General features: G+C 61.6%; 14 protein-coding genes. 9 read left to right on the top strand and 5 right to left on the bottom strand.

Going from position 1 to position 11629, the window contains the following annotated elements; genetic code table 11:
• Nucleotides 1-39: 39 nt before the first annotated feature.
• Both ribD and nrdR read right to left on the bottom strand, forming a co-directional pair.
• Nucleotides 40-1173: a bifunctional diaminohydroxyphosphoribosylaminopyrimidine deaminase/5-amino-6-(5-phosphoribosylamino)uracil reductase RibD gene (ribD, locus tag ACZZZ4_RS05605; protein ID WP_463547405.1), complete on the bottom strand. Its 1134-nt coding sequence runs from the start codon at nt 1171-1173 to the stop codon at nt 40-42.
• Nucleotides 1170-1634, bottom strand: coding sequence for a transcriptional regulator NrdR (nrdR, locus tag ACZZZ4_RS05610; protein ID WP_007910946.1), 465 nt, complete (start codon nt 1632-1634; stop codon nt 1170-1172). Before nrdR ends, ribD begins: the two co-directional genes overlap by 4 nt.
• Before the next feature lie 128 nt (nt 1635-1762).
• Here nrdR and ACZZZ4_RS05615 point away from each other — a divergent pair, with 128 nt between their 5' ends.
• The 3 genes from ACZZZ4_RS05615 (at nt 1763) to trxA (ending at nt 3937) form a co-directional block, all read left to right on the top strand.
• Nucleotides 1763-2227 (top strand): YbaY family lipoprotein, encoded by a 465-nt coding sequence (locus tag ACZZZ4_RS05615; RefSeq protein WP_463547406.1) that lies wholly within the window; start codon nt 1763-1765, stop codon nt 2225-2227.
• The gene (locus ACZZZ4_RS05620) at nt 2224-2877 is read left to right on the top strand and encodes a class I SAM-dependent methyltransferase (RefSeq protein WP_463547407.1); all 654 of its coding nucleotides are present in this window, start codon (nt 2224-2226) and stop codon (nt 2875-2877) included. Before ACZZZ4_RS05615 ends, ACZZZ4_RS05620 begins: the two co-directional genes overlap by 4 nt.
• A gap of 187 nt (nt 2878-3064) precedes the next feature.
• On the top strand, nt 3065-3937 hold the full coding sequence (gene trxA / locus ACZZZ4_RS05625) for a thioredoxin (RefSeq protein ID WP_463547408.1): 873 nt from the start codon (nt 3065-3067) through the stop codon (nt 3935-3937).
• Nucleotides 3938-4048: 111 nt separating this feature from the next.
• Here the strand turns inward: trxA and ACZZZ4_RS05630 are convergent, their stop codons facing one another.
• Nucleotides 4049-4408 carry a hypothetical protein gene (locus ACZZZ4_RS05630; RefSeq protein WP_415761297.1) on the bottom strand — a complete coding sequence of 120 codons (360 nt, stop codon included), beginning with the start codon at nt 4406-4408 and terminating at the stop codon, nt 4049-4051.
• A gap of 128 nt (nt 4409-4536) precedes the next feature.
• Here ACZZZ4_RS05630 and ACZZZ4_RS05635 point away from each other — a divergent pair, with 128 nt between their 5' ends.
• The 6 genes from ACZZZ4_RS05635 to ACZZZ4_RS05660 all read left to right on the top strand — a co-directional run bounded on the left by ACZZZ4_RS05635 (nt 4537) and on the right by ACZZZ4_RS05660 (nt 9418).
• Nucleotides 4537-5103: a hypothetical protein gene (locus ACZZZ4_RS05635; protein WP_463547409.1), complete on the top strand. Its 567-nt coding sequence runs from the start codon at nt 4537-4539 to the stop codon at nt 5101-5103.
• A 155-nt stretch (nt 5104-5258) separates the two neighbouring features.
• Nucleotides 5259-5852, top strand: coding sequence for a DUF2796 domain-containing protein (locus ACZZZ4_RS05640; protein WP_463547410.1), 594 nt, complete (start codon nt 5259-5261; stop codon nt 5850-5852).
• A gap of 139 nt (nt 5853-5991) precedes the next feature.
• Nucleotides 5992-6702: an ABC transporter ATP-binding protein gene (locus tag ACZZZ4_RS05645; RefSeq protein ID WP_463547411.1), complete on the top strand. Its 711-nt coding sequence runs from the start codon at nt 5992-5994 to the stop codon at nt 6700-6702.
• A 1-nt stretch (nt 6703) separates the two neighbouring features.
• Nucleotides 6704-7969: an ABC transporter permease gene (locus ACZZZ4_RS05650; protein ID WP_463547412.1), complete on the top strand. Its 1266-nt coding sequence runs from the start codon at nt 6704-6706 to the stop codon at nt 7967-7969.
• Nucleotides 7970-7980: 11 nt separating this feature from the next.
• Nucleotides 7981-8499: a DUF3299 domain-containing protein gene (locus ACZZZ4_RS05655; RefSeq protein WP_024014502.1), complete on the top strand. Its 519-nt coding sequence runs from the start codon at nt 7981-7983 to the stop codon at nt 8497-8499.
• Between the two features lie 220 nt (nt 8500-8719).
• The gene (locus tag ACZZZ4_RS05660) at nt 8720-9418 is read left to right on the top strand and encodes an OmpW/AlkL family protein (RefSeq protein ID WP_016772968.1); all 699 of its coding nucleotides are present in this window, start codon (nt 8720-8722) and stop codon (nt 9416-9418) included.
• A gap of 183 nt (nt 9419-9601) precedes the next feature.
• Here ACZZZ4_RS05660 and ACZZZ4_RS05665 read toward each other — a convergent pair whose 3' ends face one another.
• Nucleotides 9602-10534: an NAD-dependent epimerase/dehydratase family protein gene (locus ACZZZ4_RS05665; RefSeq protein ID WP_463547413.1), complete on the bottom strand. Its 933-nt coding sequence runs from the start codon at nt 10532-10534 to the stop codon at nt 9602-9604.
• Complete coding sequence (locus tag ACZZZ4_RS05670; RefSeq protein WP_039761912.1) at nt 10527-11411, bottom strand: sugar nucleotide-binding protein; 885 nt, start codon at nt 11409-11411, stop codon at nt 10527-10529. The genes ACZZZ4_RS05665 and ACZZZ4_RS05670 overlap by 8 nt, the downstream gene beginning before the upstream one ends.
• Nucleotides 11412-11629: the final 218 nt, after the last annotated feature.

Here is an 11629-nt window from a genome sequence, read left to right on the forward strand (position 1 = left end):
CCTTGAGAACGAGGCCAGCGCTAACGCGATGGCCGGGAATTATACGCGGGCTGCAGGGACAGGGATCGCAGTGACTCGCCAGTCATCGCCCACCGCGCGGATTTCAGTGATTTTCAGTTCCGGCGCATCTTTCATCTGCGCCAGCGGCCAGTCGAGCAGCGGACGCGCCGTGGAGCCGAGAAACTTGCCGGCAATGAAGATCACGAATTCGTCGACCAGCCCCAGTTGCGCAAAGGCTCCGGCCAGACGCGGGCCTGCCTCGATCAGCACCTCGTTGGTGCCACGATGAGCCAGTTCGATGAGTAATTGATGCAGATCGACCTGGCCGTCGTCACCCGGCACGATCAGGCATTCCGGGCCATTGGCGTATTGCTCTTCGACCGCGACACAGGTGGCGACCAGCGCCGGCCCGGCCTTGAAAAACGGTGCATCCAGCGGCACCCGCAGACGGCCGTCGATCAACACCCGCAGTGGCGGGCGACTCATGGCCAGCGCGGTTTGCTCGCCGTCCAGACCAAGCTCGTCCGCGCGTACGGTCAAGCGTGCACCATCGGCCAGCACCGTGTCGGCGCCAGTCAGTACCACCGCCGCCTCAGCGCGCAAACGCTGTACCGCAGAACGCGCCGCCGGGCCGGTAATCCACTGGCTCTCGCCGCTTTCCATCGCTGTGCGACCGTCGAGGCTCATGGCCAGCTTGACCCGCACGAATGGCAAGCCATGCTCCATGCGCTTCAGAAAACCTTGATTGAGCTTGCGTGCCTCAGCCTCCAGCACACCACTTTCAGTGGCGATACCGGCATCAGCCAAGCGCTGCAAACCGCGCCCGGCGACCTGCGGATTGGGATCACGCATCGCCGCCACGACGCGGGCAACGCCAGCGGTCACCAAGGCGTCGGCGCACGGCGGCGTGCGCCCGTGATGGCTGCAAGGCTCGAGGGTCACGTACGCCGTGGCGCCCCGGGCCTGCTCGCCGGCGGCACGCAAGGCGTGGACTTCGGCATGGGGTTCGCCGGCGCGCTCATGCCAGCCTTCGCCGACAATCTGGCCGTCACGCACCACCACGCAACCGACTCGTGGATTGGGATGGGTGGTGTAGTGGCCCTTGCGCGCCAGTTCCAGCGCACGGGCCATGAAATGCGCGTCGAGGATCGCCTGCTCGGCGGCGGTGGTCATTCTTTCACCGGTTCGCGGGCGAGGCGGTCGATCTCTTCGCGGAATTCATTGAGGTCCTGGAAGCGTTTGTACACCGAAGCGAAGCGGATGTAGGCGACTTCATCAAGCTTTTGCAGCTCGGCCATTACCAGTTCGCCGACCACGAGGGACTTGACCTCGCGTTCGCCGGTGGCGCGCAGCTTGTGCTTGATGTGAACCAGAGAGGATTCGAGGCGCTCGACGCTGACCGGACGTTTCTCCAGCGCGCGTTGCATGCCGGCGCGGAGTTTTTCTTCGTCGAACGGTTGGCGGCTGCCGTCGGTTTTGATCAGGCGCGGCAACACCAGTTCGGCCGTCTCGAACGTCGTGAAACGTTCGCCGCAGGCCAGGCATTCACGCCGGCGGCGCACCTGTTCGCCCTCGGCGACCAGACGCGAGTCGATGACCTTGGTGTCGTTGGCACCGCAGAAGGGACAGTGCATGGTGGCTGGCAACAAAAAATGGGAGGGCCATGGTAGCGCATCCCCGTGGCAAGACAAGCCATAGGCTTTGCGGTATACAGAACGGCATGATCGTCTGATCCATGGAATTCATTCTGCCGGAGCCTCCAATGCCGTTACGTCCGCTCGTTCTGCTCAGTCTTTTCAGCCTGCTGGTGGCCTGTGGCAGCGACGCACCCAAGCCGCAACCGCCAACCCCGGGCCCCGCCCCGCAGCAGGCGCAGAAAAAAGCCAAAGAGGCCGCCGAACTCGGCCCGCTGCCCGCGCATCAGCGCGAACTGAGCGGCACCCTGCAAGGCGTGCCGGCCGGCGCCGAAGTCGAACTGGCGCTGCTGGTGATCGACGAAAAGGATCGCCCGCAACAATTGCTCGCCAGTTCCAGCCTGATCGGCAACAACCAGATCCTGCCGTTCCACCTGCGCTTCAACCCCGAGGCATTTCCGGCCGGCGCACGGGTTGAGCTGCGCGGTCGCGCCAGCCAGTCCGGGCAACTGATCCTGCACCTGCCGTCGCAGACCATCACGCAACCAACCACTCAGGCGTTGGGCCAACTGCAATTCATCAAAGCGCCATGAAGGCACCGCTCGACCTGCAGCAGGCCTTGGGGGAATTGCTCGGCGACGCCAGACTGAAAGCCTGCGCGTTGCCCGGCACTGATTTGCAGCTGTGGTTGATCGACGGCGACAACATGGCCCGCGAATTCAGCCGGGAAGAAACCCAGCGCATCCTGCATGAACCGCCCTATTGGAGTTTTTGCTGGGCCAGCGGCTTGGCCGTGGCGCGTTATCTGGCGCAGTTTCCAGAGTGGGTGCGCGGCAAGCGCGTGCTGGATTTCGGCGCCGGCTCCGGGATTGCCGGGATCGCGGCGGTGAAGGCCGGAGCGCTGGAAGTGGTGGCCTGCGATCTCGATCCGTTGGCAATCGCCGCATGCCGGGCGAATGCCGAACTCAACGATGTGCAGATGAGCTATTCGACGGATTTCTTTGCCGAGGCCGATCGTTTCGATCTGATTCTGGTTGCCGACGTGTTGTACGACCGGGCGAACTTGCCGCTGCTCGACGCGTTTCTCAGTCGCGGACGCGAGGCGCTGGTGGCGGATTCACGGGTGCGGGATTTTCGTCATCCGTTGTATGAGCGAATTGAAATGCTCGAAGCGATGACCTTGCCGGATCTGGCCGAGCCTGAGGAATTCAGACATGTCAGCCTCTACCATGCGCGGCGCTAGCTAAAAGCTTCGCGGGCAAGCCCGCTCCCACACTGGATCTGTGTCGTTCATAGATCCCCTGTGGGAGCGAGCCTGCTCGCGAAGGCGTCCGCCCATGCAACACAGCTCTCGAACCCGCCCCGCTTCCGGCCACCCCCCACCAAGCCGTATAGTTGCCCCATTCCAAGCTTCTTCGACGAGATCCCCCATGAGTCAGCAAACGCCGTATATCTTCGACGCCACGACTGCCGATTTCGACCAGTCGGTGATCGAAGCCTCCTTCAACAAACCGGTGCTGGTGGATTTCTGGGCCGAATGGTGTGCGCCGTGCAAGGCGCTGATGCCGATGCTGCAAGGCATTGCCGAGAGCTATCAGGGCGAGTTGCTGCTGGCCAAGGTCAACTGCGACATCGAGCAGGACATCGTCGCCCGCTTCGGCATTCGCAGCCTGCCGACCGTGGTGCTGTTCAAGGACGGTCAGCCGGTCGACGGCTTTGCTGGCGCACAACCGGAATCCGCCGTGCGCGCGCTGCTGGAACCGCATGTGCAAATGCCGCCGCCGGCCGCCGCCGACCCGTTCGAACAGGCTCAGGCGATGTTCGACGACGGTCACTTCGCCGAGGCGGAAGCGTTGCTGGTGACCCTGCTCAGTGAAGACAATACCAACGCCAAGGCGCTGATCCTCTATGCACGCTGCCTGACCGAACGCGGTGAGCTGGGCGAAGCGCAAACCGTGCTCGACGCGGTCAAGAGCGATGAGCACAAAGCCGCACTCGCTGGGGCCAAGGCGCAGATCCAGTTCCTCGGCCTCGCCCGCGACCTGCCGGACGCCGCCGACCTGAAGAGCCGCCTGGCGCAAAATCCGCAGGACGATGAAGCGGTGTATCAACTGGCGATCCAGCAACTGGCACGCCAGCAATACGAAGCGGCGCTGGACGCCCTGCTCAAACTGTTCATCCGCAACCGCAGCTACGGTGAAGGCCTGCCGCACAAGACCTTGCTGCAGGTGTTCGAACTGCTGGGCAATGATCATCCGCTGGTGACGGTGTATCGCCGCAAGATGTTTGCTGCGCTTTATTGAGAGCAAAAGATCGCAGGATGCCGCAGCTCCTACATCGGATCGGGTTCACCGCGTTTTTGTGGATGAACGCTGATTCGGTAGGCGCTGCCGAAGGCTGCGATTTTTAGCGGTTCACCCGATCCAGCTATAGAGCGGCGTATCCCCGCCGCTCGCCACTTTCACATCGGCACTGTGGCGCAAACGCACGAGCAAACGCTTGCCCGCCGCCGCACTGCCGGTGAGCGCCTCCAACTGATCGAGCAGATCCGGCCCGCTAAGTTGCCCGGCGTTGCGCAACAAGTCTTTGGCCACCTGCCACAGCGCATCGTCCTGACTCACTGGCTTCGCCGCCGGAGCCGGCGCAACCGCCTCAGACTGCGCAATGGGCGCCTGCCCGCTTAGCGCGGAACCCAGCCTCGCCCAATCGCTGTCATCCAGCTCCACCGTCAAATCCACCGGCAACTCGCCGACCGTTCCGCGTATCCGCAACATCAAGTTCGCTCCTGCATTTTTCTGACCTGCATGCTCCCATGGGACTTGTGCAACGCCAAGTAAAGTCGTCCAGTGTGGCGGTTATCGGGCATTCATCTACAGTGTTCTTTTTCTCACAGCACCATGTAATGAAACGCCCTTATTCGCTCCTCCTCATAATTCCGTTTTTGCTCATCGTGGCATGGCGCATCTGGTTGCCTGCCGATCTTTCGGCTTGTCCCGCTGACGGGGAAACTGCAGGTCCACTGACCCTTGTTATTCGTGATTACTTTGAGCGCAATAGCCGGACCGACTGGCGAGACATGGATGATCGTTTCGACATACTTTCAACCCCCGAAGGCCAGAGCATAGCGAGTCAACCGAATTCACACACTTGCGAAGCATTGCGGGTACTGCAGAGTCCTGCGTTCAGTCAGAGTGAAAAAATCTTCACCATCGCACTGATGTTCAGACTGCCAATCGACCAGTACATGGCCCTGATGGATCGCAGTCATCAACTCTACACGCAGGGCAAAATGGATAAGGAGGTGCTGACTCTGGTGGTATTTCCGCGCGGAACAGCCATCAACTACTGGTGGCTTCCGGCTTGGCGACAGCGTTTCAGTCGCGATGCCCCGAGCGTGCTCGACGCAAATCTGATCAACGATGTTCTTTCGGGACACTATTGGTTCGACTATCCCGGCGCAGGCTTCTGATTCTGCAAGCATGACATCCAATCCCAGCACCGCCCGCGAACTCATCCCGGGCGGTGCTTAGCCATGTCTTGCGCAATCTCAAACGCACGGGCACACTCTGCGCACTTTCGTTATAAGATTACATAACAAACTTTTCATTTTTCTCGGAGTCCGTCATGCGTCGTCTGTTGCTCGCTCTGCCGTTTGCCCTGTTGCCGCTGGCCGCTGCCCATGCGGTTGATGAGCACGATCATGATCATGAGCACGGCAGCCTCGGCGCTCACGAACATGGCGTGGGTCGGCTGAACGCCGCGCTCGATGGTCAGACCCTGGAGCTGGAGCTGGAAAGCCCGGCGATGAATCTGGTGGGTTTTGAACACGCGGCCACGTCGGACGCCGACAAGGCCAAAGTCGCTGCCGCTCGGGCGCAGCTGGAAAAACCATTGGCCCTGTTCAGTCTGCCCGCTGCGGCCGGTTGCAAAGTGGTCAGCCAGGAACTGGAAAGTCCGCTGTTCGGCGACAAGCCGGACGCCGATGATCACGACGAAGATGAGGCAGACAAGGACGGTCACGAGCATCACCACGACCACAGCGAGATCCATGCGCATTACCAATTCAGCTGCGCCACACCGGGGGCGCTGAACACGCTGGATCTTGCGAACATCTTCAAAACCTTCCCGGCGACGCAGAAGATTCAGGTACAACTGATCAGCGCCAGCGGCCAGCAAGGTACGGAAGTCACGGCCAAGTCGGCTGCGCTGAAATTCTAGGATCCACCGAAATCCCCTGTGGGAGCGAGCCTGCTCGCGAAGGCGGCGTGTCAGCTGACATGTGGGTGTCTGACCCAGCGCTTTCGCGAGCAGGCTCGCTCCCACAGGGTTATGTGTTCACCTCATGAAAATCGGTGCCATGACCCAAGCACTCATCGAACTTTCCGACCTCGGCTTCAACTGGCCCGGTCACCCGCCGCTGCTGGACATTCCGTCGTTTCGTCTGGAAGCCGGCGAAACCCTGTTTCTCAAAGGCCCCAGCGGCAGCGGCAAGACCACCCTGCTCGGCCTGCTCGGCGGAGTGCAGAAGCCCGGTCGCGGCAGCATTCGCCTCCTCGGCCAAGAGCTGACCGAACTCTCCGCTGGCGCCCGCGACACCTTCCGTGTCGATCACACCGGCTACATTTTCCAGCAATTCAACCTGCTGCCGTTTCTCTCGGTGCGCGAGAACGTTGAGTTGCCGTGTCACTTCTCGAAACTGCGCGCGCAACGAGCGAAAGAGCGCCACGGCAGCGTCGATCAGGCCGCCGCCACCCTGCTCGCGCACTTGGGTCTGAAGGACGAAAGCCTGCTCAGTCGCCGCGCCGATTCCTTGTCCATCGGCCAGCAACAACGGGTCGCCGCCGCCCGTGCGTTGATCGGCCAACCGGAACTGGTGATCGCCGACGAACCGACCTCGGCACTGGATTACGACGCCCGCGAGAACTTCATTCGCCTGCTGTTTGCCGAGTGCCGCGACGCCGGATCGAGTCTGTTGTTCGTCAGCCACGACCAGAGCCTGGCGCCGCTGTTCGACCGTCATCTGTCCCTGGCCGAACTCAATCGCGCCGCCACGTCCGCCGAGGTCTGAGATGTATCTGTTTCGTCTGGCCATGGCCAGCCTGGCCAACCGCCGTTTCACCGCATTGCTCACCGCTTTCGCCATTGCCCTGTCGGTGTGTCTACTGCTCGCCGTCGAGCGCGTGCGCACCGAAGCCAAGGCGAGTTTCGCCAGCACCATCAGCGGCACTGACCTGATCGTCGGTGCCCGCTCCGGTTCGGTAAACCTGCTGCTGTATTCGGTGTTCCGCATCGGCAACGCTACCAACAACATTCGCTGGGACAGCTTCGAACACTTCGCCAACAATCCGAAAGTGAAGTGGGCAATCCCGATGTCCCTCGGCGACTCCCATCGCGGCTATCGCGTAATGGGCACCACCGAAGCCTACTTCGAGCACTATCAATACGGGCGCCAGCAGCACTTGGCATTGGCCGACGGTCGCGCGTTCGCGACCGATCCTTTTGAAGTGGTGCTCGGCGCCGAAGTCGCCGAAGCGCTGCACTACAAGCTCGGCGACAAACTGGTACTGGCCCACGGCGTGGCGGCGATCAGCCTGGTCAAGCACGACGACAAACCCTTCACCGTGGTCGGCATCCTCCAGCGCACCGGTACCCCGGTGGACCGCACGTTGCACATCAGCCTCGGCGGTATGGAGGCGATTCACATCGATTGGCACAACGGTGTGCCGGCGCGCGGCAATGGGCGGATCAGCGCCGATCAGGCGCGCAACATGGACCTGACGCCGCAAGCGATCACCGCGTTCATGCTCGGCCTCAACAGCAAGATTTCCACCTTCGCCTTGCAGCGGGAGATCAACGAATACCGCGGCGAACCGATGCTGGCGATTCTGCCGGGCGTGGCCTTGCAGGAATTGTGGAGCCTGATGAGCACCGCTGAAAAAGCGCTGTTCGTGGTTTCGCTTTTCGTTGTGCTGACCGGGTTGATCGGCATGCTCACGGCGATTCTCACCAGCCTCAACGAGCGTCGCCGGGAGATGGCGATACTGCGTTCGGTGGGCGCACGGCCGTGGAACATCGCAAGCCTGCTGGTGCTGGAAGCGTTCGCCCTGGCGCTGACCGGGGTGATTGCCGGGCTGGCGTTGCTGTACGTCGGTATCGCCGCTGCGCAAGGGTACGTGCAAGCCAATTACGGTTTGTACCTGCCACTGGCATGGCCGAGCGAGTATGAATGGACGCTGCTCGGTGGCATTCTGGCGGCCGCGCTGCTGATGGGCAGCGTGCCGGCCTGGCGCGCGTATCGCCAATCATTGGCCGATGGCCTGTCGATCCGTTTATGAGGATGTTCACCATGCCCCGCGCCCTGCTTGCGCTGCTGATGCTGGTCGCTCTACCCGTGTGGGCAGCAGCGCCGAAAGACCTGACCTGGTCGGAAATGATCCCGCCGGACGCCGCGCCGGAAGTACCCAACATGACCCCGCTGCACGATCTGTCGAAGATGGGCGACGCGCTTTCCGCCGAGTCCGCGCCAGCGGCGAAGCAGGACATGCCCAATGCCCCGGTAGTGAAGAGCCTTGACGGGCAGAACATTCGCCTGCCCGGCTACATCGTGCCGCTGGAAGTCAGCGAGGAGGGGCGCACCACCGACTTCTTGCTGGTGCCGTATTTCGGAGCCTGCATCCACGTACCGCCACCGCCGTCGAACCAGATCGTCCACGTGAAAAGCGAACTCGGTGTGAAGCTCGATGAGCTGTATCAGCCGTATTGGGTTGAAGGACCGTTGCAGGTGAAAGCCTCGAGCAGTGAACTGGCCGATGCCGGGTATCAGATGGAGGCGGAGAAGATTTATGCGTATGAACTGCCGGAGTAAGTCCCGGTAGTTTTGTATTGGCTGGTCTATCGTCTTCGCGAGCAGGCTCGCTCCCACAGGTGATCACATTCCAGGGTGGGAGCGAGCCTGCTCGCGAATAGGCCCTCAAAGGTTCCACAAAACCCCGCCCCTTCACTGTTTCATTGAGCTGAGTCAAAACACCGTATCAGACGGCTTCGTACCCTAGGACATCGAATTTTTATGTCCTTTCGGAGCCCCCATGAACAAGTCCTTGCTCAGCGCCTCGCTGTTTGCCCTCGCGCTCGCAGCCCCGCTCGCCCACGCCCACGAAGCCGGTGACATTCTTGTGCGCGCTGGCGCGATCACCGTCAACCCGAAGGCCGACAGCTCCAGCGTCAAGGTCGATCAGGGTCCGCTGAGTGGCACCAATCTGGGCGGCAAGGCGACCATGAGCAGCGACACCCAACTGGGTCTGAACTTCGCTTACATGCTCACCAACAACATCGGCATCGAACTGCTGGCAGCCACGCCGTTCGAGCATGATGTCAAGCTCAAGGGCACCGCGCTGCCCGCCGCCAACGGCAAGCTCGGCACCCTGAAGCACCTGCCGCCGACCCTCAGCGTCGTCTACTACCCGCTGGATTCGAAATCGGCCTTCCAGCCGTATGTGGGTGGTGGCATCAACTACACCTGGATCTACGACGAACACGTCGGCAGCGAAGCCAGCGCCAACGGTTTCAGCAACTTCAAGGCGAAAAACTCCTGGGGCCTGGCCTGGCAGGTCGGCGCCGACTACATGATCACCGACAACATCATGCTCAACGCCCAGGTGCGCTACATCGATATCGACACCCGCGCGACCGTCGAGAACAACGCCGTCGCGCCGGGCACCCGTGCACGGGTGAATGTGGATGTCGATCCGTTCATCTACATGGTCGGCCTGGGCTATAAGTTCTAAGCTGACTTTGACCGAACGTTCACGTGGTGGTGAATGAGGCCTGGTGACGGGCAGGCTCAGACCTGACGACGACCGTACGCAGTTGATCGGGGGATAACATTCCTTCGCCACAGGAATAGCGATATTCCGGCCGTGAAAAAGGCGCCTTATGAAGGGCGCCTTTTTCATGTCCGAAAGCTTGTTTCATCCGCGCCCGAGCAAGCGCGCCAAGCCCACACTCATCGGCGTCTGCGGCGGCATTTCGAAGCGCTGCAGCAAACGTCGGTTATCCGCTCGCGAGTGGCGGATATCGCCCGAACGCGCCGGCCCGTAGCTCACGGGCGGCAGCTCACCGACTACCGATTTCAACGCTTCGAGCATCTGCTTCAGACTCATCGCCTGATTCCAACCGACGTTGACCGCACCTTCCTGCACTTCAGGTTTTTCAAGCGCCTGCACCAGCAAATCGACCAGATCACCGACATAAAGAAAATCCCGGGTCTGCTCGCCATCGCCAAACACGGTGATCGGTAAACCTTTCGACGCGCGTTCGCTGAAAATGCTGATCACCCCGGAATACGGCGAGGACGGATCCTGGCGTGGGCCGAAGATGTTGAAGAAGCGAAAAATTGCCGGTTCCAGGCCATGCTGGCGACGGTAGAAATCGAAATATTGTTCACCGGCCAGTTTGTCCGAGGCATACGGAGTCAATGGCGCCTTCGGCGTGTCTTCGTCGATCGACTCGCCCTCGCCATTGTTGCCGTACACCGCCGCGCTGGAGGCGTACACCACACGCTTGACCCCGGTCAGGCGCATGGCTTCGCAGACATTCAGGGTGCCGATGAAATTGCTCTGATGGGTTTTCACCGGATCGTCCACCGAGGCCTGCACCGAGGCCACCGCCGCCAGATGCGCAACAGCGCTGCAGCCTTGCATGGCGCGGGCGACCAATGCGGCATCGGCGACATCGCCGACCACCAGCTTAACCTTGGGATTGTCCAGCGGCAGGTTGCTGCGCTTGCCGGTCGACAGGTCGTCGAGCACACGCACCGCATAGCCCTTGGCGAGCAAGGCATCGCTCAGGTGCGAGCCGATGAATCCGGCCCCGCCGGTGATTAAAACCGTTCCTTCAGCCATGTCGGTAAAACCTGTCCAATAAGCCTGGGAGGGCCGCACGCCACGCGCGCGGCTTGATCCCGAAAGTGTGGAGAATTTTCTTGCAGGCCAGCACCGCGTGCTGCGGTTCTTCGGCGGCGTCCGGGCGCGCGGCGTGGGCCTGCGCGGTCGGTGCTTCGATCGCTAGCGGATGCAGGCTGCGTGCTTCGGTGAGAATCGCCTGGCCCAGCGCCAGCGGTGTGGTCGCTTCATGGCCGGCGTAATGGTAAGTGCCCCACAGCGGCGCGGCGCAGTCGAGTTGCTTGAGCACGGAGATGATCACTCGCGCGGCGTCATCGACCGGAGTCGGATTACCGCGACGATCATCGGCCAGCAACAACTCTTCGGGTTTTTCCGCACGGGCGAGGAAGCGTCCGAGGGTGCCGTCCGCGCTGTCATCGAGCAGCCAGCCGAAACGCAGCAGCACATGCTGCGGGCAGGTCGCGCGCACACTTTGCTCGATGCGCCACAAGGCCTGACCGCGCAGGCCCAGCGGCACCGGTTCGTCTTTTTCGCTGTAGGCCGTAGCACGTGAGCCGTCGAACACGCGATAGCTCGACGGCTGCACGAGAACAATGTTGTGGTGCTGGCACAGCTCGGCCAGACGCTCAATGGCGCGTTCCTGGCCGGTCATGCGGCTTTCGCTGACGCTTTCGGCCTGGAACCAGTCGAAATAGTAGGCGAGGTTGATCAACGCATCGGGACGGGTGTCGTCGAGCAGTTGCGTGAGGCTCGCGGCATCCCAGCCGTTTTCGGGCGGGCGGGGGGCGAGGAAACCGATGTCTTCTTCCGCACCGAGGCGAATCAGCGCCTGCCCAAGGGCATTTCCGCCGCCCAGTAACATAAGGCGCATTCGCATAGAGTCAGCAGGCCCAGTCTGATTGGAACGATGGCTTTAGCGACGGAGCTCGTGGAACCGTCGTCGATAATTGCCGGAATCGTTGCATTTTGCGGGTTTAGTGCGCAACCGTCATCCGTAAAGTGTAGATGCGGGGATTTGTGTTGAGGCAACCGGCCTCATCGCTGGCAAGCCAGCTCCCACAGGTTTTGTGCCAGGGATTAATCCTGTGGGAGTTG

The organism is Pseudomonas sp. AC252 (assembly GCF_979258105.1).